The 22,421-nt window shown below is 55.8% G+C and carries 17 protein-coding genes, 2 pseudogenes and 1 riboswitch; of the genes and pseudogenes, 17 read left to right on the top strand and 2 right to left on the bottom strand.

The window, feature by feature from the left end; all coding sequences use genetic code 11:
- Nucleotides 1-15 precede the first annotated feature (15 nt).
- Nucleotides 16-993, bottom strand: a complete 978-nt coding sequence (moaA, locus tag KORM41_RS17605; protein ID WP_068151430.1) for a GTP 3',8-cyclase MoaA — start codon at nt 991-993, stop codon at nt 16-18.
- Nucleotides 985-1,121: riboswitch (molybdenum cofactor riboswitch) on the bottom strand. It overlaps the preceding gene by 9 nt.
- 46 nt (nt 1,122-1,167) lie before the next feature.
- Nucleotides 1,168-2,760 carry a nitrate- and nitrite sensing domain-containing protein gene (locus tag KORM41_RS17610; RefSeq protein ID WP_068151370.1) on the bottom strand — a complete coding sequence of 531 codons (1,593 nt, stop codon included), beginning with the start codon at nt 2,758-2,760 and terminating at the stop codon, nt 1,168-1,170.
- Between the two features lie 246 nt (nt 2,761-3,006).
- On the opposite strand from KORM41_RS17610, the gene KORM41_RS17615 reads away from it, so the two are divergent.
- The 17 genes and pseudogenes from KORM41_RS17615 to KORM41_RS21610 form a co-directional block, all read left to right on the top strand.
- Nucleotides 3,007-4,317, top strand: coding sequence for an MFS transporter (locus tag KORM41_RS17615; protein ID WP_068151373.1), 1,311 nt, complete (start codon nt 3,007-3,009; stop codon nt 4,315-4,317).
- Nucleotides 4,318-4,400: 83 nt separating this feature from the next.
- Nucleotides 4,401-6,038 carry an MFS transporter gene (locus KORM41_RS17620; protein WP_068151378.1) on the top strand — a complete coding sequence of 546 codons (1,638 nt, stop codon included), beginning with the start codon at nt 4,401-4,403 and terminating at the stop codon, nt 6,036-6,038.
- A 26-nt stretch (nt 6,039-6,064) separates the two neighbouring features.
- Nucleotides 6,065-9,811 (top strand): nitrate reductase subunit alpha, encoded by a 3,747-nt coding sequence (locus KORM41_RS17625; protein ID WP_068151380.1) that lies wholly within the window; start codon nt 6,065-6,067, stop codon nt 9,809-9,811.
- 11 nt (nt 9,812-9,822) lie between these two features.
- Nucleotides 9,823-11,376, top strand: a complete 1,554-nt coding sequence (gene narH / locus KORM41_RS17630) for a nitrate reductase subunit beta (protein WP_068151383.1) — start codon at nt 9,823-9,825, stop codon at nt 11,374-11,376.
- Nucleotides 11,376-12,062, top strand: coding sequence for a nitrate reductase molybdenum cofactor assembly chaperone (narJ, locus tag KORM41_RS17635; protein WP_068151385.1), 687 nt, complete (start codon nt 11,376-11,378; stop codon nt 12,060-12,062). The genes narH and narJ overlap by 1 nt, the downstream gene beginning before the upstream one ends.
- A gap of 9 nt (nt 12,063-12,071) precedes the next feature.
- Nucleotides 12,072-12,755 (top strand): respiratory nitrate reductase subunit gamma, encoded by a 684-nt coding sequence (gene narI, locus KORM41_RS17640; protein ID WP_068151387.1) that lies wholly within the window; start codon nt 12,072-12,074, stop codon nt 12,753-12,755.
- Nucleotides 12,756-12,758: 3 nt separating this feature from the next.
- On the top strand, nt 12,759-13,211 hold the full coding sequence (locus tag KORM41_RS17645; RefSeq protein ID WP_068151390.1) for a hypothetical protein: 453 nt from the start codon (nt 12,759-12,761) through the stop codon (nt 13,209-13,211).
- Between the two features lie 52 nt (nt 13,212-13,263).
- Nucleotides 13,264-13,920, top strand: a complete 657-nt coding sequence (locus tag KORM41_RS17650; RefSeq protein ID WP_068151391.1) for a carbonic anhydrase — start codon at nt 13,264-13,266, stop codon at nt 13,918-13,920.
- A gap of 127 nt (nt 13,921-14,047) precedes the next feature.
- Entirely contained in the window at nt 14,048-15,268 is a 1,221-nt protein-coding gene (locus tag KORM41_RS17655; protein WP_068151394.1) for an alginate export family protein, read from the top strand.
- A gap of 110 nt (nt 15,269-15,378) precedes the next feature.
- The gene (locus KORM41_RS17660; RefSeq protein WP_068151398.1) at nt 15,379-16,545 is read left to right on the top strand and encodes an NnrS family protein; all 1,167 of its coding nucleotides are present in this window, start codon (nt 15,379-15,381) and stop codon (nt 16,543-16,545) included.
- Nucleotides 16,546-16,650: 105 nt separating this feature from the next.
- A pseudogene (locus tag KORM41_RS17665) lies at nt 16,651-16,839 on the top strand (integrase); the annotation flags it as partial.
- A 393-nt stretch (nt 16,840-17,232) separates the two neighbouring features.
- Nucleotides 17,233-17,910 carry a TetR/AcrR family transcriptional regulator gene (locus KORM41_RS17670; protein WP_068151404.1) on the top strand — a complete coding sequence of 226 codons (678 nt, stop codon included), beginning with the start codon at nt 17,233-17,235 and terminating at the stop codon, nt 17,908-17,910.
- A gap of 204 nt (nt 17,911-18,114) precedes the next feature.
- Entirely contained in the window at nt 18,115-18,717 is a 603-nt protein-coding gene (locus KORM41_RS17675) for a PAS domain-containing protein (protein ID WP_082720036.1), read from the top strand.
- 337 nt (nt 18,718-19,054) lie between these two features.
- Nucleotides 19,055-19,948, top strand: a complete 894-nt coding sequence (locus KORM41_RS17680; protein WP_197421252.1) for a substrate-binding periplasmic protein — start codon at nt 19,055-19,057, stop codon at nt 19,946-19,948.
- A 53-nt stretch (nt 19,949-20,001) separates the two neighbouring features.
- On the top strand, nt 20,002-20,802 hold the full coding sequence (locus tag KORM41_RS17685) for a type 2 periplasmic-binding domain-containing protein (protein WP_068151413.1): 801 nt from the start codon (nt 20,002-20,004) through the stop codon (nt 20,800-20,802).
- 188 nt (nt 20,803-20,990) lie between these two features.
- Complete coding sequence (locus KORM41_RS17690; protein ID WP_068151415.1) at nt 20,991-21,425, top strand: hypothetical protein; 435 nt, start codon at nt 20,991-20,993, stop codon at nt 21,423-21,425.
- 362 nt (nt 21,426-21,787) lie between these two features.
- Nucleotides 21,788-22,421: pseudogene (locus KORM41_RS21610) on the top strand (transposase); the annotation flags it as partial.

The raw sequence follows: 22,421 nt of genomic DNA on the forward strand, positions 1-22,421 counted from the left end.
GAAACATGCATCAGGTTATCCCCCGATACTGGAAAGGTTTGAGGTCTGCCCGGTCAGGCCTGCTGCGAGCTGATGGCTGGCGACCTTCTGACCAACGGCTTTTGTTAGCTTGGCTTTCAGCTCTTCGATCTGGTCGTCGGACTGCAGAAGGGCGCGCATGGGCACACCGAACTCTCCAAACAGGCACAGATGAAGCTTGCCCATGCTTGAAAATCTCAGCCGGTTACAGCTTTTGCAGAAATCTTTAGAATAAGGCGCGATCAGTCCAATGCTGCCCCTATAGTCCGGGTGGACATATTCGTTGGCAGGGCCTGCGTCTGCGGCCTTGAGTTTCTTGGTCCAGCCCGCGCGCTCCAGTTTTTCGGCAATCACAGTGGCGGGAATATGGTGCCGCTTGAAATAAGCCGGATGGTCGCCTGTTTCCATCAGTTCGATAAACCGAACCGCAAGGGGGCGATTTTTGGCAAGTGCCAGATAGGCGTCCAGTTCCAGGTCGTTGATGCCCTTCAAGTAAACCGCGTTCAGCTTGATACTATCGAAGTCCGCCTCAAAAGCAGCATCAATGCCGCGAAGCACTTCATTGCAGCGGTCATGGCCTGTGACGCTGTGAAATGTTTGGGGATCAAGACTGTCCAGGCTGATATTGATCGCATTGATGCCTGCATTACGGAAAGCGGTGGCACGGTGTTCGAGCTTATAGCCGTTGGTTGTGAGTGCCAGTTTTTGCACATTCGGCAATGCGCTGATTGCTTCTGCGATTTCAAGAAAGTCTTTTCGCACCGTCGGCTCGCCACCGGTCAGGCGAATCTTGGTAAGCCCCAGTTCGGAGAATGCGGTTGCGGCGCGGCGCAATTCGTCAACCGAAAGCGGCTGTGGCCCGGCACACTTTCTGTAGCCATTCGGCAGGCAATAGCTGCACCGGAAATTGCAGGCTTCGGTCACTGACAGCCGCAGATATTTGAAGGTGCGGCCGAATCCATCACTTAAGCGCACAAACAGGCTCCTTTCTAATAGCGAGAGGCCAGTCGGTTTCCCAAACAGACCCGGCAGCAACGGCTGCGGCCAAAGGCCCTTGTGGCATGCACCAGTTAGGGCCAGAGGCTTCGGAGTTGAGCACTCTGCAATCGAAGGAATATCGCTATATGAAGTTGGGGCGTTTGATGCAGATCAAGCGTCGGGCTTAAAGACAAGGTCGCTAAGTTCCGGGCGGGCGCATTCATCCGTATGTACCCGGTTGCAATTCCCTGCAAGTTCAGCGTCGCAAAACCCACACAGAGCATTGTCATCCGGCATTACAACGTAATCTGTTGCTACTTTGAATCCTTCGTCCTTGAACTTCTTGAGTGTCCTCGAGAAAGTCTCTGGCCGCATGTCCAGATACGAGGCAATGATGGACTTCTCATAAGGAAGGAGAATCGTACCATCGGGTGACTTTTGGTTAAGTCGCAGGCGCAAGAGGAACCATCCCACGCGTTCCTGCGCACTTTTGAGACGAGAAAGTTCAAGCTGCTGCACCAGGCGTTGGGACCGAAGCGAAACGGCGTTCAGCATGTTAACCGCCAGCTGGGGGCTCGCCTGAATGCGTTGTCGGATCACTGGCGCTGGTATCGAAAGTAATGTTGCGTGCTCAACTACCTGTGCGTTCACAGGCGTGGGCATGTTTAGGAATACGGCGGATTCGAGGAGTGTTTCACCGGCGCCGAGCATCTGCAAAATGGCTTCTTCGCCTGTCTCCAGCCCGTTATAGGCCTTCACCCAACCCTCAAGGATGATGTACATCCGTGCGGCAGGCTCATCCCTTAGGAAAAGCAATTTGTCTTTTTCATATTCGCGAACCTGAGAAAGCGACAGCAGCTCATCCAGATCGCCATCCGCCAGCGCCGCCAGCATTGGCAATGATTTGAGGAAGGGTCGATATTGCGCCATCTTCCCTGAATGGGCGGACGAGTTTGATACAGGAGTCGCCGCACCTTCGAGCCCGTCAACAAGGGTAACCTCTGCTTGTCTTAAGCCGTCAATCATGCGGGTCAGAAGCTCGAACCAGGTTTCGCCCGAATATTGCTCGATCTCGCTTGGGGGCGCGCCTTCTTCCAGAAGGTCGTTGATCTTGCCAAGGGCGCGCAGGTCTGCATCCTGTACCGCTTCCTGTAACACAGCGATCTGACCTGGCGATGCCAGTGCTTTGAATGTATCAAAATAGGTGCGTTGTTCCGCGACCAGTGCCACGAAGCGGTCACAGAATTCCTGGTTTCGGAACGAGAAGGTATAGAAGCCCCTGGCGCCGAGCGCACGTTCCATACCGACGCGTTCTTTCCATTGCAGGAAGTTTGAATAAGCAGACACGAGAGCAGAATTGTGCCTGGGTTCACGCTGGGCCAATTCGATCATGGCGTCGATGGTGGGGACCGTGAATTTAAAGGTATAGTTGTTGAGAGCCTGTGTATAGCGCACCTTCATCAGCCGAATTTGGTCCCTGACATCGGCGAGTTCATCAAATTTCCTGAGAAGGAAAGTCAGGCGGGCCTCAAAGCTTGGGGGCAGGGCATCCCGCACATCTGTCCGTCCCGAGAAAGCCCGCAATTCTGCTATGACCTTGTCGACGGCCTTGTTTTGTTCATCGTATCGGCGGGAAAATATCTTGCCCAGGCTATCCAGCAGCAACCCAGCACAGCCGCGTTCGCGCTGGATCTTGTGCACGACATCGCCAAGCTTATGCAAAAGCTCCTGTACCAGTTTTGTGTTCTGAACAGGTGTGTTCATTCCGCGTCCCCGCATCCCCGAATTTGTTTGGCCGACTATCGCATGTTTTGCCCTTCAATCAAGCTAATGCGCCTGCGAAGTACAATTCCTAATGTGCTCCCCCTGTTTGTAAGTGCCTTCTAAGTCTTTGGTTTGACGCCTTTTCTTCAGAAAAGCGAGGCACTTGATATGGATCAAACACGGCTTCCCATCCTACGCACATATTAGCAACAACCAAAAGGGCAACAACTATGTCAGGAGGGAATCGTGACTGACACCCTGGTAAGCAAAGGACAAAGCAGACACGCGCTGACCGCCAGCACGCTCGCGTTCACTGTGTGTTTCGCTGTATGGACGATCTTCTCGATCATCGGGATCAAGATCAAAGCGCAACTGGGGCTCACTGACACCCAGTTCGGTATACTTGTGGCAACGCCGGTACTGACTGGCTCTTTGAGTCGCTTGTTCCTGGGCATCTGGACCGACCAGTATGGTGGCCGGATCGTGTACACCATCCAGATGCTGGCTACAGCGGTGGCAGCCTACCTGCTGACACTGGTGACAACGTATGAGATGTTCCTGGTGGCCGCCCTGGGCGTTGGTCTTGCCGGTGGCAGCTTTGCGGTAGGCGTGGCCTATGTGTCGCGCTGGTTCCCGAAAGAACAACAGGGTACGGCCCTTGGCATCTTCGGGATGGGTAATGTGGGTGCGGCCATTACAAACTTCGGTGCGCCGATGCTTCTTGTGGCTGTTGGTGGCGCCTGGCAGGGCGTGGCCCAGATCTATTCCATTGTGCTGGCGGTCACTGCGGTTCTGTTCTTCTTTTTGACGAAGGATGATCCGGTCCATGCGGCGCACAAGGAAAAGGGCCACAAGCACCCCAGCTTCATGGAGCAGCTTGAGCCGCTGAAGAACCTGCAAGTATGGCGCTTCTCGCTCTATTACTTCTTTGTGTTTGGTGCTTATGTGGCGCTAGCACTGTGGCTGCCACGCTATTATGTGGGCGCCTACGGGCTTGAACTCGGCACTGCGGGCATCCTGGCGGCAAGCTATGCCCTGCCCGGGTCCATCTTCCGGGCTCTCGGCGGCTGGCTGTCTGACAAGGTTGGCGCGCGTACGGTCATGTACTGGACCTTCATCGCAAGCGTGATCTGCACCTTCATCATGTCTTACCCAGCCACCGACTATACCGTGGCGGGCATCACTGGACCGATCGCCTTCAATATCACCATCCCGCTGGAATTGTTCGTGGCACTGACGATCGTGCTGGGCTTCTTCATGTCGCTCGGCAAGGCGGCTGTCTACAAGCACATCCCTGTCTACTACCCGGCTCATGTGGGGTCCGTAGGCGGCATGGTTGGCCTGATTGGCGGGCTGGGTGGTTTCGTGCTCCCGATCGTGTTCGGCATCATGAATGACGTGATCGGCGTTTGGACCAGCTGTTTCATGCTGCTGACGGTGCTGATTGCCATCGCGCTTACCTGGATGCACTTCGCAATCCAGCGGCTGGAGAAGAAACGCATCCCGGAATTGCGTGGGCCACGCAACTTGCCGGAGCTTGAAGGCCTTAAGGGCTAGACCTCAAGGATGTGAGGGGCCCCTTGGGGCCTCTCCCCCAGATTACTTAGGGGTCCCGCGAGGCCTCGTTTAGGAGAGTTCAAATGACTGAACAAGCAACCAAATTAGAAGAGAAGGGCCACGACCTTTACGGCTGGAACCCGGACGATGATGTCCAGTGGGCCGAAGCTGGCAAGAAGATCGCGACGCGCAATCTCTGGATTTCCATTCCAAGCTTGCTGTGTGGCTTTGCAGTATGGCTCTACTGGGGCATCATCACGGTTCAGATGCTGAACCTGGGCTTTCCGTTTGAGCAAAGCCAGCTCTTTACGCTCGCGGCTATCGCTGGCCTTTCTGGTGCAACACTGCGTATTCCAAGCTCCTTCTTCATCCGCATCGCGGGCGGGCGCTACACACTGTTCCTGACCACGGCGTTGCTGATGATCCCTGCTGTCGGAACGGGCTTCCTGCTTCAAGACCCTAACACACCGCTTTGGCAGTTCCAGTTGATGGCACTCCTCTCTGGCTTTGGTGGCGGCAACTTCGCGTCTTCCATGTCGAACATCAGCTTCTTTTATCCCAAGAAGATCCAGGGCTATGCGCTGGGCATGAATGCGGGCCTTGGTAACTTTGGTGTCACCACCATGCAGATTGTTGTGCCGCTGGTGATGACATTCGCGCTGTTTGGCGGCGAAAGCATGACGCTGCAGAACACGTCCGGCACCCTGATCGGCAAAATCCCTGCGGGGACGGAAACCTATATCTTTAACGCCGGCTGGGTGTGGCTGATCGCACTGGTGCCGCTGGCGTTCGCTGGTTGGTTCGGCCTTAACAACATTCGCGACGAGCATGTGTCGCCGGATGCGGGCTCTGCCCTGCCGGCCTTTGCCAAAATCCTGGGTATGCTGGCGATTGGCCTTGCCACCGCAACTTTTGGCCTGTGGCTGATGTTGCCTGCCAAAACCGGTGGGTCCGGCCTTGAGCTCAATAAATGGATTGTCCTGCCGATTGTGATCGCACTCACCGTTTTCGCGCTGAAGCTGATCCCTGGCAAAATACAGACAAACCTGAAGCGTCAGTTCCAGATTTTCGACAACAAGCACACCTGGGCGATGACGGTGATCTACACCATGACCTTCGGCAGCTTCATTGGTTATGCGGCTGCGATGGGTCTGGCGATCAAAGTGGTGTTCGGTTTCCAACACATCATGGTTGATGGTGTGATGACCCACAATACAGTGAACCCGAACGGCCCATCGGCCCTGATGTTCGCCTGGATGGGCCCGTTCATTGGCGCACTGATCCGTCCGATCGGCGGTAGCTGGGCAGACAAGATGGGCGGCGCGAAAGTAACACAAATCATCAGTGTTGTGATGGTGGCCTGTGCGCTGGGCGTGGCCTACTTCATGAAAGCGGCCTACGGTTCTGCAACACCAGAGGAATATTTCTATCCCTTCCTTGTGCTGTTCATCATCCTGTTCGCAGCCACCGGCATCGGTAACGGCTCCACCTTCCGCACTATCGCTGTGGTGTTCAACAAGGAGCAGGCGGGCCCTGTCCTTGGCTGGACGTCAGCAGTAGCGGCATACGGTGCCTTCATCATCCCAAAAGTGTTCGGCGAGCAGATCAAAGCCACCACGCCTGAGTATGCGCTCTATGGCTTTGCCATCTTCTATGGCGTCTGCATCCTTATCAACTGGTGGTTCTACCTGCGTCCAGGCGCATACGTGAAAAACCCATAAGAAAACAGGGCATCCGGAGACAATCCATGAGCAACTTTATCGACAGGCTCTCATACTTCACCAAATCGCCCGAAACATTCTCGGACGGGCACGGTATCACAACCGACGAAAGCCGGGATTGGGAAAAGGCCTACCGCGGCCGCTGGGCGCACGACAAAGTCGTGCGGTCAACCCACGGGGTGAACTGCACCGGCTCCTGCAGCTGGAAGATCTATGTGAAGAACGGTCTGGTGACCTGGGAAACCCAGCAAACCGATTACCCAAAAACACGGCCAGATCTTCCGAACCACGAGCCTCGCGGCTGCGCCCGCGGCGCCAGCTACAGCTGGTATCTCTATAGCGCGGCACGTCTGAAGCACCCCATGGTGCGCGGCCGCCTCTTGGAGCTGTGGCGCAAGGCGAAAGCCGAGCATGGTGATCCAGTTGACGCTTGGGCTTCGATTGTCTCCGACCCGAAGAAGACCCGGGAATACAAACGAGTGCGCGGCCTTGGCGGTTTCGTGCGGGCAAGCTGGGAAGAAGCCAACGACCTCATCGCTGCGGCGAATGTGTTCACGGCCAAAGAACATGGCCCCGACCGGATCATCGGTTTCTCGCCGATCCCGGCCATGTCCATGGTGTCATATGCTGCCGGCAGCCGGTACCTGTCGCTGATCGGCGGCGTGTGTATGTCTTTCTATGACTGGTACTGCGACCTGCCACCATCCTCGCCACAAACCTGGGGCGAACAGACAGACGTGCCTGAAAGCGCGGACTGGTATAATTCAGGCTACATCATGGCCTGGGGCTCGAACGTGCCGCAAACCCGTACGCCGGATGCCCACTTTTTCACCGAAGTGCGATACAAAGGCACCAAGACCGTGTCCGTGACGCCGGACTATTCCGAAGTCGCGAAACTGACGGACATCTGGCTTAACCCACGCCAGGGGACCGACAGCGCCATGGCGATGGCTATGGGTCATGTGATCCTCAAGGAATTCCATGTGGCTGGTAAGTCGGAATATTTCGATGACTATTGCCGCATGTACACCGATATGCCGTTCCTCGTGCGCATGGAGGAGAAGGATGGTCGCCTTGTGCCGTCGCGTCTCCTCCGTGCATCCGATTTTGAAGGCGCCTTGGGTGAAACTGAAAACGCAGACTGGAAAGCCGCGATCTTCGACGGCAACAGCGACGAAGTGGTTATCCCCAACGGCACCATTGGCTCGCGCTGGGACAAATCCAAGAAATGGAACCTGGAGCTGAAGAATGTGGCCGATGGCGGCGATGTGTGGCCGAAAGTGTCGCTGATTGACCGGTCCGATGAAGTCTCTGCCGTGGCCTTCCCATACTTCGGTAACCTGGTGAACGATCAGCCGATCTTTCAGCACACAGACCACGAAAGCGTGCTTGAGCGCAATGTGCCGCTGAAGACCGTTGAAACCAAGGATGGCCCGGTGAAGGTTGCCACGGTTTATGACCTGATGGTGGCCAACTACGGTGTCGATCGGGGCCTGGGTGGCAAAAATGTAGCCGCGAGCTTCGACGACGACATCCCCTATACCCCGGCCTGGCAGGAAAAGATTACTGGCGTTGACCGCGCAAAAGTGATCCAGGTGGCGCGGGAGTTTGCAACCAACGCAGACCAGACCCGCGGCCGCTCCATGGTGATCCTGGGGGCTGCGGTAAACCACTGGTACCATATGGACATGATCTACCGGGGTATCATGAACCTCCTGATCATGTGTGGCTGTGTGGGCAAATCCGGCGGTGGTTGGGCCCACTATGTGGGGCAAGAAAAGCTGCGTCCGCAAACTGGCTGGCAGCCGCTGGCGTTCGGCCTTGATTGGGCTCGCCCACCCCGGCACATGAACTCCACCAGCTTCTTCTATAACCACTCCAACCAGTGGCGGTACGAGAAGCTTGGCGTGGATGAAATCTTGTCGCCGCTCGCGGACAAAGACAAATGGAAAGACTATAGCCTCATCGACTGTAACGTCCGGTCTGAACGGATGGGCTGGTTGCCGTCTGCGCCGCAGCTGAATGAAAACCCGCTCAAAGTGGGCAAGGCTGCGACTGATGCAGGCATGTCTTCTGCGGACTATGTGGTTGACAAGCTGAAATCTGGTGACCTGGGCTTCGCCTGTGAAGACCCGGATGATCCAAAGAACTTCCCGCGCAATATGTTCATCTGGCGCTCGAACATTCTTGGGTCTTCCGGCAAGGGCCACGAATATATGCTGAAGCATTTGCTTGGCACCCAGCATGGCCTTCTGGGCAAGGACCTGGGCGACACCGGAGGCCAGAAACCTAGCGAGGTTGTCTGGCACGATGAAGCGCCGGAAGGAAAGCTGGACCTGGTGGTAACGCTTGATTTCCGCATGTCCACCACGTGCGTGTATTCAGATGTGGTTCTGCCGTCCGCCACCTGGTACGAAAAGAACGACCTGAACACCTCCGACATGCACCCCTTCATTCACCCGCTGACCCGCGCCGTTGATCCGGCGTGGGAAAGCCGCAGCGACTGGGATATCTACCGTGGCCTTGCCGAGAAATTCTCGGAAGTCTGCGTTGGTCACCTGGGCGTTGAGAAGGATGTAGTGACACTTCCGATCCTGCACGACACCCCGGGTGAACTTGGCCAGGCCCTTGGCGTAACCGATTGGAAGAAGGGCGAATGCGACCCGATCCCGGGCAAAACCATGCCAGCCATCATTGAGGTGGAACGGGATTATCCCAACACCTTCAAACGCTTCACGGCCCTCGGTCCACTGATGGCGAACATTGGTAACGGCGGGAAAGGCATCAGTTGGAAAACTGAAGAGGAAGTCGAGCTTCTGGGCCGACTTAACGGTATTCATGACGAAGAAGGCGCTAATGAAGGCATGCCGAAGATTGTGTCCGATGTGGACGCGGCTGAGGTTGTCCTTTCACTGGCGCCGGAGACAAACGGCCATGTGGCCGTGAAATCCTGGGTAGCGCTTGGTGCCATCACCGGGCGCGAACACACCCACCTTGCAAAGCCAAAGCAGGAAGAGAAAATCCGCTTCCACGACATCAAGCAGCAGCCGCGCAAGATCATTTCATCCCCGACCTGGTCGGGCCTTGAAGACGAGCATGTCAGCTATAATGCGGGCTATACCAACGTGCATGAATTGATCCCATGGCGCACCCTGACGGGACGTCAGCAGTTCTATCAGGATCACGAATGGATGCGTGATTTTGGTGAAAGCCTCTGTGTCTATAAACCGCCGGTCAACACCAAAACGGTGGCGCCAGTGAAAGACAAATACAGCCGGGGCCACAAACAGGTGGCGCTCAATTGGATCACGCCGCACCAGAAATGGGGCATTCACTCCACCTACAGTGACAACCTGCTGATGCTGACGCTGAACCGGGGTGGGCCTGTGGTCTGGCTGTCGGAAATCGACGCCAGGAAGATCGATGTCGAGGATAACGACTGGATCGAACTTTATAACGCCAACGGGGCCATCATGGCCCGGGCGGTTGTCTCCCAGCGCGTGCCCGAAGGCATGACCATGATGTACCACGCCCAGGAGAAGATGATTAACACGCCTGTCTCCAACACTACGGGCGGTCGGGGCGGCATCCACAACTCGGTGACCCGTGCGGTTGTCAAACCAACGCATATGATCGGTGGTTACGCGCAGCTCGCATACGGGTTCAACTATTACGGCACGGTCGGGTCCAACCGCGATGAGTTCGTCGTTGTCCGCCGCGTCGACAACATTGAGTGGGGCGAAGAAGAAGCCTCCACCCAGGCAGCCGAGTAGGAGATAAGCTCATGAAAATACGTGCACAAATCGGCATGGTCCTAAATCTGGACAAATGCATTGGCTGTCACACGTGCTCGGTCACATGTAAGAACGTGTGGACCAGCCGGGAAGGCGTGGAATATGCCTGGTTTAATAATGTGGAAACCAAGCCGGGCGTGGGGTATCCCCGCGAATGGGAAAACCAGGACCGCTGGAATGGCGGTTGGGAGCGCAAGACCAGCGGCAAGATCCAGCCGAAGATCGGCGGCAAGTTCCGCGTGCTGGCGAATATCTTCGCCAACCCGGACCTGCCGGAAATCGACGACTATTACGAGCCGTTCACTTTCGATTACGCCCATCTGCAGAATGCGCCGGAAATGAAAACCGTGCCAACCGCGCGGGCGCATTCTGTCATCACCGGCCAGAAGATGGACAAGCCCGAATGGGGCGTGAACTGGGAAGAAATCCTGGGGGGTGAGTTCTCCAAACGGTCGAAGGACTATAACTTCAAGGATGTCGAAAAAGATATCTATGGCCAGTTTGAAAATACCTTCATGATGTATCTGCCCCGGCTGTGTGAACATTGCCTGAACCCGACCTGTGCGGCGGCGTGCCCATCGGGCGCGATCTACAAGCGCGAGGAAGATGGCATCGTTCTGATCGACCAGGACAAATGCCGCGGCTGGCGCATGTGTGTCTCGGGCTGTCCATACAAGAAGATCTATTTCAACTGGCAGTCGGGCAAATCCGAAAAATGCACCTTCTGCTTCCCGCGCATCGAGAACGGCGAACCAACGGTTTGTTCCGAAACCTGCGTGGGCCGGATCCGCTATCTGGGTGTGATGCTCTATGACGCGGATAGGATTGAGGAAGCTGCATCGACTGCAGACGAGGGCGATCTTTATGAAGCCCAAACTGATATCTTCCTGAACCCGAACGATCCCGCTGTCATTGAGCAGGCGCGCAAGGACGGTATCCCGGACAGCTGGCTCGAGGCCGCCAAGAACTCGCCTGTTTACAAGATGGCGATGGAATGGAAAGTAGCCTTCCCGCTGCACCCTGAATATCGCACGTTGCCGATGGTTTGGTACATCCCGCCGCTGTCGCCGATCCAGAGCGCTTACGCTGAGGGTAAAATTGATGGCGACGACATCATGCCAGACGTCAAGAGCCTGCGCATTCCGGTGAAATATCTGGCCAACATGCTGACAGGGGGCAAGGAAGAACCTGTGGTGCATGCGCTTGAGCGCATGATGGCCATGCGCAGCTACATGCGGTCCAAAACTGTGGGCGGCGAAGGCAATGTGGACGTGCTTGGCCGGGTGGGGTTGGACGAACGAACCGTAGCCGACATGTATCGGATCATGGCGCTGGCCGACTATGACGACCGTTTCGTCATTCCTACCAACCACCGTGAATATGCAGGCAAAACGCCGTTCGACAACGAAATCGCGTTCGAGAGCCGGTCGGCTTGCGGCTTCAGCTTCGGTAACGGCTGTAGCGGCGGTAGCGCCCGTTCGGGTGGCCTGTTCGGCGGCAAAACCCACAAGAACACCATGTCCGGCAATGTAAGGAGAGGCTAATGCGTACGTTCAAAATCATGGGCATGCTGCTTGCCTACCCAACGGAAGACCTGCAGCAACATATGGATGAACTCAAGGCCGTGATTGCGGAAGAGAAGCTCATTCCGGCCAAGGTCATGAAGCCGCTCTTTGGTTTTATGGATGATCTGGCCCGCCGGAACCTGATGCGGGTACAGGAAGACTATGTGGCCAACTTCGACCGCTCGCGGGCGCATTCGCTTTATCTGTTCGAGCATGTCCACGGCGAAAGCCGCGACCGCGGCCAGGCTATGGTGGACCTGATGGACCTCTATAAGAGCCACGGCTTTGAACTGGCGGCCCGGGAACTGCCGGACTATCTGCCACTGTTCCTCGAATTCCTGGCGGTCCTGCCGTTTGAGGAAGCCAAGGAACTTCTGGCTGAGACAGTTCATATCCTCGGCGCCGTGGGTGCCAAGCTCAAGGCCAAGAAGCTGGGCTATAGCCACGTATACCGCGCACTTGAAGCTTTGACGGATGCGAAGGCGGACGAGAAGTTTGTCGAACAGGCGCTTATCGACGCCGAACAGGAAGACACCAGTTTTGAGGCGCTGGACAAACAGTGGGAGGAGACGCCTGCTTTCGACGGCGATGCGTCCTGCGCTGTGTGCCCATCTGCGACCCGCCATCAAGGCACGGCCCCAGCCGCGCCAAACGCTCAGCGATAGGAGGCAAGAATGTCAGCTTATCTCAATGATTTCTTCTTCGGGATTTATCCCTATCTTGCCATCGTCATCATGGTGCTTGGGTCTATCCTCAGGTACGATCAGGATCCCTATAGCTGGAAAGCGGGCTCCAGCCAGCTTCTCCGCTCAAAAGGCATGCGAGCGGGCAGCAACCTGTTTCATGTGGGCATCATCCTGCTGTTCTTTGGCCATTTTGTCGGGCTTTTGACGCCAGAATCTGTGTACCACCTGGTTATGACAGCGGCTGTGAAGCAAAAGATGGCCATGATTGCAGGCGGCATCTTCGGCACGCTCTGCTTCATTGGAATGACCATTCTTCTGGTGCGCCGCCTGACCGACCCACGTATCCGAGCCACCAGCAAGCCGGCGGACATCATGATTCTTCTGGTGCTTTACGTTCAATTGATTCTCGGGCTCGCCACCATTCCGGCGTCTGCCCAGCATGCAGACGGCAGCTCAATGATCGCACTCGCCAACTGGGCCCAGCATATCGTGACCTTCCGGGGCGGTGCAGCGGATTTCGTGTTGCATGAGCCGCTGGTGTTCAAGCTGCATATCGTGCTTGGGCTGACGATCTTTGTGCTCTTCCCCTTCACCCGGCTGGTGCACATCCTGTCCGCCCCGATCAAATATATCTTCCGGTCTGGCTACCAGATCGTGCGCCGGAGGGCCTGAGCCATGCCGATCTTCGTCAACAAAACCGAAATCACGGACGATGACGTGTTCAAGGAAATGCAGTTTCACCCGGCCGCAACCAGGGAGGCCGCCCGCGATGAGGCGGCCAAGGCCCTGTTGATCCGGGAACTGCTGCGTCAGGAGGCACAGGAAAAGGGGTTTCTGGCCAAAGACGCGGAAGAAGAAGCTCTCGATGCCGGGATCATGAAGCTGATCCAGTCTGAAGTGACAGCTCCCGAAGCCACGCCGGAAGTCTGTCGCCATTATTATGATCATAACATCGAGCGGTTCAGTGCCGGGGAAGGGGCCAAAATGCCGCTTCCCTTCAGTGAGGTGGAGCCGCGCATCCGTGATTATCTGCACACCAGGAGCATTCGCCATGGAATTCAGTCTTACATACTGGACCTTGCTGGAAGGGCAAAGATTGCGGGCTTTGATCTCGCGGCTGCGCTCTAAGGTGTCGCGTTTCAATTTGCATATCGCCTGAGCGGTGGCATAGAGGTGCACCATGGATTCATACGAAGAGCTGATTGAAGGTTATAAAATCTTCCGTGCTGAATATCTGGACAAGAAGTATGAGGCCTACAGGGACTGGGCCTCGAAAGGGCAGGCGCCAAAGGTTCTGATTATTGGCTGCAGCGACAGCCGGGTGAACCCCGCCATTTTGACCCACGCTGGCCTGGGTGAGATTTTTGTCGTCAATAATGTTGCCAATATCGTACCGCCATACGAGAAGGGCGAAAGCCACCACAAGTCGCTTGGGGCCGCCATCCAGTATGCCGTCAACCATATCAAGGTGGAGCATATCATCGTGATGGGGCATTCCGGCTGCGGCGGTATTGCCGCCCTGATGGCTAAGGATCCCACGGACCGGTTTGACGCCGATGAAGACGATTATATCGCTGATTGGGTGGGCATTCTTGCTCCAGCCCGCGAGGCGGTTCTGCAAAATTGCAATCCAGCCCACGACCATGAAGAATGCCTTCGATTGGCAGAAATGGAAGGCGCACTTGTTTCCATCCAGAACCTGGCCGGTTACCCGTGGGTGCGCCAGGCTGTGCAGGATGAAAGACTTGCGCTTCACGCCTGGTACTTCCATCTGGACAGCGGCGAGCTGCTCTCATACCGCCCCGAGGAAGACCGCTTCCGTCGCCTGTGTCGCTAATACCACACCCAGGTGCAACAATTTGTCAAATTCTCCAATTTTTTCATCCACTTGATGTGGATCAGGTAAGTTAGCCGCAGGTGCAGCTAAAACACACTCATTGAAGGGTTTTTAAGGAGTTTGAACCATGAGAAAGAGCCCCCTGTTGATTGCTGTTAGTTCTTTTGCAATTGCTGCAACCGGCGCCGCAGCCGCCGAAGATACCGGTAATTTCCTGCAGGATGGCGACGCAGGCCTTGACCTCCGCTACCGGCTTGAGTTGGTTGATCAGGATGGATTTTCCAAGAAGGCAACCGCGTCGACCCTGCTGACCAAAATCTGGTACAAAACGGGTGATCTGCATGGGTTCAGTGCCTATCTGGAGGGCACCAATACGACTGTGTTGGGGCAGGATACCTACAATAGTACCGTGAACGGCAACATTACCCGTCCGGTAGTTGCCGACCCGGACACAACAGAGCTGAACCAAGCCTATATCCAGTATAAGAATGACTATTTCACGCTCAAGGGTGGGCGTCAGGGTATCAATCTGGATAACCAGCGTTTTGTTGGTACGGTTGGCTTCCGCCAGAATGACCAGACCTATGATGCGGTGGCCGCAATCGCCACGCCGACCAAGGACCTGACTGCCATTTATGGCTACGTCTGGAATGTGAACCGGATTTTTGGAGAAGACCATCCATTTGGTGACCTGGACACCAACACCCATGTGATCAACCTGACCTACAAGGGCTTTGATTTCGCTAACATCACGGCTTATGCCTTGCTGATCGACCTCAATGATGCGCCGGTTTATGGCCTGTCATCCAGCACGTACGGCGTTCGGTTTGACGGCAAGTATGCCGTCTCTGACGGCCTGAAGCTTGGCTATGAGCTCGAATATGCGTCGCAGTCCGACTATAAAGATAATCCAAATGACTTCTCGGCCGATTACTGGAACGGTAGCGTGTCAGCGACCGCGGGCGCTGTGACCGGCCAGATCGGGTATGAGCTTCTGGGCAGCGACAATGGCGTGGCCTTCCAGACTCCGCTTGCCACGCTTCACAAGTTCAATGGCTGGGCTGATAAATTTCTGGCAACACCTGGAAATGGCCTTGAGGAGATCAACGTGTCGTTGGCCTACAAGGTGCCTGGGGACGGTGCATTTGGCGGTATGCTGTTCAAAGCCGTATACCACGACTTTTCCAGCGATACGGGCGGTATTTCCTATGGCAGCGAGGTTGACTTCCTGGTGACGAAAAAGATCAACAAATATCTGTCGGCTTCGGTGAAGGCAGCCTTCTATAACGCGGATGAGTTTGCGACAGACACTGACAAGATCTGGATCACGCTGCAGGCCAAATTCTAGGCTGCAGCTGCTGAATTATGGAAAAGAGAGTGCTGGGTGTGACAAGAAGCGCCCGGCATTTTCGTTGTTGTCTGGCTAGAATGTTCAAATTCAGGTGCAGGAGATAGATCATGTCTGCGAAACGGTACCAAGGTCCGGCATTTCTCAGTTTCGGATTTCGGCCTTTCTTTCTTTTGGCAGCCCTTTCGGCAGCCATTCTGGTGCCGATCTGGCTGTTTCTTTTCGCTCACGGTGGTGACATTGCGAGTGGGATAGGCCCTCTTCGCTGGCATATCCATGAAATGCTGTTTGGCTTTCTGGCTGCTGTGATCACCGGCTTTCTTCTGACCGCGATCCCCAATTGGACCGGCCGGTTGCCAATATCCGGCATGCCACTTCTAATGCTCGCGCTTGCATGGCTGTTGGGGCGCATCGCCATGGTGGCGCCCGTGATGCCGGGGACGGCCGCCACGGTTGACAGTATTTTCCTGCTGGCGGTGGCGGGGCTTGTAAGCCGCGAGGTGATCGCGGGCAGGAATTGGCGCAATGCTCCGGTTTGCCTGATCATCAGCCTGCTGGCAGTGAGCAATATCGCCTTTCATATTGAAACATTGGGGCTGTTCTCCGGCGATTATGCCGTGCGTGCTGCGCTTGCGCTCATTGTCATGCTGAATGCGCTTATCGGTGGGCGCATTGTCCCGAGCTTCACTACCAATTGGTTGATTAAGTCCGGTAAGGCGGCCCGGCCTGTGCCCTTCAACCAGTTTGACAAAATCCTGTTGCTTGCAACGGCTGCAACGCTTGTCCTGTGGGTTGTGGGGCCGCAAAGCATGGTGGCTGGAATGTTCCTTGTTATGGTTGCCGTCGGGCATCTGGTGCGTCTCGCGCGCTGGAAGGGTTGGGCAACGGTTTCGAGTGCTATCGTGCTTGTTTTGCACGCGGCCTATCTTTGGATGCCGGTGGGCTTCGCGCTTCTTGGGCTCGACACGCTGCTGCCGAATGCTGGCATAACGCCAAGCGCAGGCATGCACGCCCTGACGGCTGGCCTGATGGGGTTGATGCCGCTTGCCGTCATGTCTCGCGCCACGCTCGGGCACACCGGTCGCGACCTTGCGGCAGGCGTGTTTGGTGCCGGAATGTATCTGGCCGTCTTTCTCGCCGCTGTACTCAGGGTAGCAGCATCGTTGATACCAGATGCCTACAGCATGCTATTGTCAGCGGCAGGGCTTCTGTGGGCCCTGGGCTTCCTGATGTTCATTTTCAAGTATGGCAAAATGCTGACTGCGCCCAGGGTGTAACAGCAAGTCGTCAGCGGGAAGCATAAATGGTCCGCAAAGGGTCAGAAAGTGCACTCAGCTGATGGGAGTAGAATGACTGTCTCCTGATCAAAAAGGAGACAGATCATGAAACTCATCTTTCGCCATGAAAACTCCCACCAGCCTTGGAATAAAGGCAAGCTGATTGGGCAGAAGCCACCTCTCAAACTAAAGGAGATATGGGCGATGCGCATTGGCCTGCAGATGAAGGCTGCGGTTCGTGATCTTGCCCTGTTCAACCTGGCGATCGCTGGCAGGCGAAGGGGCTGCGATTTGTGGCGGACGCCAGCCGCTGCGAAGGTTTGCTGATTTGCTACGCGGTTGTAAGCGATTGCGGCATTTTATTTTTTTCTTGTAATAGAATTAGAATTCTGATTCTAATATAAATCTCTTTGTGAAAGGGCGGCGGCATCAGCCTGGGCTTTTGCCTGGCGTCGGTCGCTATGCTGGCGCTGTGCGTCTCGTCATGAAGACGGTTCGGAGTTTGTTCCGGGTAATGGGTTTTGAGTGTGATGGCAGGAAAGCCGGGGCGCAGGGCCGTGTGGTCACAGTCCTGGTGTCAGGGGAGCTGACGTTGGGTGGCTCCGGCTTTCTGCTTGTCTGAAGGTTGGGGGTTGCGGGCAGCCGAGTGTGGCGGCTCGCCGAGAGGCTATTATATAGGAGAAATCCATGGCAGCAATTGCGGCCGAAGCCGGGGCATCATCCCGGAGGGCCATGTCGGGCAGTGCATGGTCATATGGACGGTGGGTGTCCCGTCCGGCACAAAATCGAAGTGAACGAACATTTTTCCGTTTCCTCGATGCGGCAGAGGGGCTTTTGTCCGGCCGTAACTGGCACGAGGTGTCGGTGCAGGAAATCGTGCGGCAGGCAGATGCGTCTGTCGGGTCTTTCTATAACCGGTTTGTCGATAAAACCGCACTGCTGCGGTGCCTTGATAGCCGACTGGGCCAGGAGTGCGAGCAGACCGTATCGGCGCTGGTGGATGAGCTGGATACCTGCCCGGCACTGATTGACGACGCGCCAGGCATGATGATCAGCCTTTTCATGCGGCTTTGTTCAGAGCGAAGCGGGGTGATCCGGGCGCTTGATATGGCGCAAAAGATGGCAGAGCCGGGGGATTTTACCGGCTTGGGGCCAAGCTTTGATGCCGCCGCTGAGAAAATTGGCCATTTGTTGGCGGAAAAGCACGCCGTGCTGAAGGACCATTCCGGCGTTGAGGTGGCGCAGGCCTTCCGCGAAAGTTTCTGGCTGACGCGCGAGATGCTTCTGTATCATCCGCCGTGCAAACCGGCGGACGAAGTTCACCGCTCCCTGCTCAGGCATTTTTACGCCAGCCTGCAGGATTAAGGCTTTTACCCCTGTAAATGCATTTATAAGTGGTATTTACAGGGGTTTCGCGGGAATTTCGTTTCAGCATTTATTTACCAGCCTGCGCCCATAATAGGGCATGAGCCTGAAAACGCTGAACCGACATGGTGTGCCAGTTGGCGGCATGCGCTCCGTGGTGCGCGCAGCCTCTGTCAGTACGTCCTGTCTTTGGGTGTTGCGGGAATGCCCCGCTCAATCCTCGGGCTCTCTGATGCCGCGCCTGAAGGCGGGGGAGTAGAGCGCATGTCCTCGTTTGAAAATGAGCTGATCCGGATCAGGAATAGGGGGCCACGGGCCGACCATTTCTATGTGGTGACGGTTGAGGAAGGCATGGCAATACGCGAGGACATGGCAGCCCTTGTCGAGCTGATGGCCAAAAGCCGGGGCGACCGCCCATTTAACAGCCGGGCAGATGTTTCACCCTCCAGGCTTAGCAAGTATCTGCCGCGTATTACAATCCTGGAGCCTGTCTTTGACGAGGAAGGCCATGTGGTGGACGCGCGCTATCGCCTGATGGGGACGGAGATCAGTTCGCTTTATGGCGAGGCGACCGGGCAACTGATTAGCGACTATCACGGTGACCAGGTGCTGAGGCGGGTATGCCGCATCAGCAATCATTGCATAGAAACGCGGATGCCGGCGCTTGGACTGTCGAAGGCGCTTTCGGACGGTCGGGAATATGTGGACGTCAGCGTGCTTTATTTTCCGCTGTCGAAGGACGGTGAGACCGTCAATCAGTTCTTCATCTATTCGGCTGTGGAACGCGCCCGCGTGGGCAGGCTCTGACCCATAGGATCCTAGCCCGCTAGTTATTCCGAATCTGTCAAAAGCCTGATTCCTTTAATGTTCAGGATTGAGGGGTGGAAAAACCGGCGTTAACCATACGGCGGCTCTTCTTATGGGTGCATAATGAAAGCCCGGCAGGAAGTTGCGATCATGTCGCACAGTAAAAAGGCTCAATTTTATGAAAATTAGCTCTTTTGCCGTTGCTTTTGCTGTCTCCCTTTGAATAGCCTTTTTGCGGGAAAGGGCGACATGGTGTGGCATGCCGGGGGGAACGGACAGCCGCGACAGGTGCCATGGAGCTGAGACCTGGATTAGTAATCAGGCTTTGGGTGAAAGAGTGTTGCGTAAATTTTTTGTAGTGGCGTCGGGCATTGTCTCGATAGCAATTCTGTTGCTGGCAGCAACCAGCGTTCAGGCAAATGACAGTCCATCTGACAATTTGGAAACACCGGAACCGGCTGTTGTGTTAGGCACTGTCTGGGGGCAGACGTTGGCGCAGGACGGCACAGGTTTCTATAATGATGTTTTCCGGGATCTGGTGCCTGCAGGCGATGGAGCGGTCGACTATAAGCTGATGCCGTACCGGCGCGCGCGGTCGCAGTTCCTAGTGGGCCAGACAGCTTGCCTGTATCCGTCTGCGCGGTCTGTCCTGACCACCGGCGGACATGATGGTGGCCAGAAGCTGATCGAATCCAATGCGCTCTTCACAGCGGCGGAACACCTGTTCGCGCCCGCAGGCATGGCGCCGCCCGCATCCCTTGCGGACCTCAAGGGCAAGACAGTGGCGGTCCCCACGGGCTCAATCATGACCAAGCTTTTAAAGGATACGGGTGCACAGTTGATTTCCGTGCATGACGAAACGGCCAAGGCCCAGATGCTGATCACCGGGCGGGTGGATATGATGTCCGGCATGCTGCCGAATGAATATCTGGTCTTCAAGTCGCTGGATACCCGCATGGCGTCCTACGACCGGGACTTTTCCCTGATTGAAGCAGGTGTCGCGATTGTATGCCACGACACGCCCGCCAACCGTGCGTTCATTGCGCAATTGAACGAGCGGATCGATTTGCTGCAGGCTGACGCCGCGTTTCAGGACCTTCTGGCCAGTGCGGGCGTGATGCAGGCGCCTTATGCAGGAGCTGCAGACCTGAATGATATTGCGCCGGCCGCCGGGGTGAAGCCTCGTTTCGCCCATCCGGGGAGACGGGTACCCTTCAGCAATATTCGCTGATATAGTTATCAGCTCGCCGTGCCTGGGGGTCTGTGCGAAAGGGCTTGTTGCCAATGGTGCGCACCGCCGCATACAGTTTTGGAATCCTATGTCTGGCGATCTGCCAGACGTTTGGCGCCTGGGCAGAGGGCGGGTTGAGGCAACCCGCACACCCAGACGGCCAGGGCGATATATACGGCACCAGTTGGGGCATGACGCTCGCGCTCGACGGTTCTGGTTTTTATAACGAAGTGCTGGGCACCGTCCTTGATGCGATGGACAGCCCCAAGGCCTACCAGCCACTGCCCTATAAGCGCGCCAAAGTCAGTTTTCAGGATATCGCAGGCAGTTGTCTTTATCCCAGTGATATTGGTCATTTGGTAACCGGCAAAGAGATTGAGGGCCCGGACGGCTTCATCCAGACTGTCCCGCTTATATGGGTGGAAAGTCACATTTTCAGCCGCTACGGCGAAGCGCCGCTTGCCTCGCTTGAGGCGCTTGAAGGGCGCAAGATTGCCTATCCAAACGGCTCTGCCCTGCCCACGGTGCTGGAAGGCTATGGCGCCAGCTTTTTGCCAACCACCACGGAGACTGCGAAAGCCCGCATGTTGATTGCGGGCCGTGTGGACCATATGTCCGGGTCACTGCCGGACAATATCTTTGTTTTCAAGTCCCTGGGGCGCCCGCTGCCGCCCTATAACCCGGACCTTGCGCTGATCCGCGTCGGTGTTTCCGTGGTTTGCCACGACACGCCTGAAAACCGTGCCTTTGTTGGGGCATTCGACGGCGTCACTGCAAGGCTCGTGGGCTCCGGCGTCATGGCGGATGTCTTTGCCGGGGCAGGCGTGGATGTCAGGTTCATGCCGAAACCGTGAATGGCCGGTCCCGCGAAAGTGCTGCCAAGATTTCGCCTTCTTATGGTAATAGTGTGAAGCTGCTAGCGGGAAGGGACAACCATAGTATCGAGTGCCATAGCTGATATCCTTGCTGATATCTTTACTGAAATCTTTTCAGGCACCTTCCGCCATAGCTGAATTCTTTCTGCACATACGGAGAATGTGAAATGGCGACAATCAAGAATATTCTGACAGCTTGTGTCATGGGACTGACGGCCCTTTCGGTGGCTGCCCCTGCCTCTTTTGCCTTCGATCATCATGGCGATGAAAAGAAGCACGAAAAGAAGCACGAAAAAATGAAGGACAAGAAGAAGCACAAACACGAGAAAATGATGGACGACGAGGACATGGGTCCTGAAGCCGCTGAGATGAAAAAGCGCCATCATGAAGAATGGCAGGCCATGAAGATGCGGCACAAGGAATCCATGAAGGGCATGAAAGATATGTCCAAGGACGAAAAGAAGGAAATGAAAGCCGCCCAGAAAGCCGAAAAGAAAGAGATGAAAGAGCGTCACAAGGCTGAATGGAAGGCGCTTAAGGAATCCATGGGCAAGGGCGATGACGACGATGACGATGATCATGACGACGAAGACGACGGCTAAGCCCATATAGCCTGGCTGATTGAAGCGCCCCGTGGCCCATGACTGGCTGCGGGGCGTTTTCTATTTATCGCAAGGTGGGTGCATTCTGTCGCACGGCGGATGACCCGTGCGCGAAGCTGCAGTATCCAGAATGTACAAGCACCCGAGAAATGACAGCTTTCAGATTTGAGTGGTGTTCCGAGTAAAGGGTTCGTTCAAGAAAAACAAACGCGGCCCGAGTGACGACATCGAGCGATCGCAGCGTGTGGTTCCTGCCTAAGCTAAAAGATTTGAAAATCTGTTTCCTCCCTGGGTAATACCCCCAATAAATAGCGGTACTCAAAAGTAGAATTTTCTCGTAACCAGAACGCAGGAGATTTTACATGAAGACATCACGTTATTCGGACAGCCAGATCATCAGCATCTTGAAGCAGGCGGAGGCTGGCACGCCGGTGCCTGAACTGTGCCGGGAGCATGGAATGAGCAGCGCCTGCTTTTATCGGTGGCGTGCAAAATACGGAGGCATGGATGCCTCGCTGATGAGCCGAATGAAAGAGCTGGAAGCGGAGAATGCCCGGCTCAAGAAGATGTATGCCGATGTGCAGCTTCAGAATGATGTCATCAAGGAAGCCATGGCAAAAAAGTGGTGAAGCCGTCCCGACGTCGCGAGATGGCAAGAACTGCTGTCTGCAAGGGGCGGCTGAGTATCAGGGCGGCGTGCAGCGCCTTTTCGATCAGCGAGACATGCTACCGGTATAAACCGAAGCTCTCAGACGAGAATGCCGAGATCGCTGACTGGCTTGTCGGCATAACCGATCGTCAGCGCAACTGGGGTTTCAAACTGTGCTTTTTGTATCTACGCAACGTGAAGGGCTATGGCTGGAACCATAAGCGTGTGTACCGGGTCTACCGGGAACTGGAGCTGAACCTACGGATCAAGCCGAGGAAGCGTCTGTATCGGGAAAAGCCTGAGCCACTTTCTGTGCCTGAGGCGATCAATGATGTCTGGAGTATGGA

The organism is Kordiimonas lipolytica, from assembly GCF_001550065.1.

Coding starts and splice junctions, on each gene's coding strand:
- KORM41_RS17675 (WP_082720036.1), top strand. CDS start 18,115: ATGCCCCGCTCAATCCTCGGGCTCTCTGATGCCGCGCCTGAAGGCGGG.
- narJ (WP_068151385.1), top strand. CDS start 11,376: ATGCGTACGTTCAAAATCATGGGCATGCTGCTTGCCTACCCAACGGAA.
- KORM41_RS17650 (WP_068151391.1), top strand. CDS start 13,264: ATGGATTCATACGAAGAGCTGATTGAAGGTTATAAAATCTTCCGTGCT.
- KORM41_RS17645 (WP_068151390.1), top strand. CDS start 12,759: ATGCCGATCTTCGTCAACAAAACCGAAATCACGGACGATGACGTGTTC.
- narI (WP_068151387.1), top strand. CDS start 12,072: ATGTCAGCTTATCTCAATGATTTCTTCTTCGGGATTTATCCCTATCTT.
- KORM41_RS17690 (WP_068151415.1), top strand. CDS start 20,991: ATGGCGACAATCAAGAATATTCTGACAGCTTGTGTCATGGGACTGACG.
- KORM41_RS17655 (WP_068151394.1), top strand. CDS start 14,048: ATGAGAAAGAGCCCCCTGTTGATTGCTGTTAGTTCTTTTGCAATTGCT.
- KORM41_RS17620 (WP_068151378.1), top strand. CDS start 4,401: ATGACTGAACAAGCAACCAAATTAGAAGAGAAGGGCCACGACCTTTAC.
- KORM41_RS17670 (WP_068151404.1), top strand. CDS start 17,233: ATGGCAGCAATTGCGGCCGAAGCCGGGGCATCATCCCGGAGGGCCATG.
- KORM41_RS17685 (WP_068151413.1), top strand. CDS start 20,002: ATGGTGCGCACCGCCGCATACAGTTTTGGAATCCTATGTCTGGCGATC.
- KORM41_RS17610 (WP_068151370.1), bottom strand. CDS start 2,760: ATGAACACACCTGTTCAGAACACAAAACTGGTACAGGAGCTTTTGCAT.
- narH (WP_068151383.1), top strand. CDS start 9,823: ATGAAAATACGTGCACAAATCGGCATGGTCCTAAATCTGGACAAATGC.
- KORM41_RS17660 (WP_068151398.1), top strand. CDS start 15,379: ATGTCTGCGAAACGGTACCAAGGTCCGGCATTTCTCAGTTTCGGATTT.
- KORM41_RS17625 (WP_068151380.1), top strand. CDS start 6,065: ATGAGCAACTTTATCGACAGGCTCTCATACTTCACCAAATCGCCCGAA.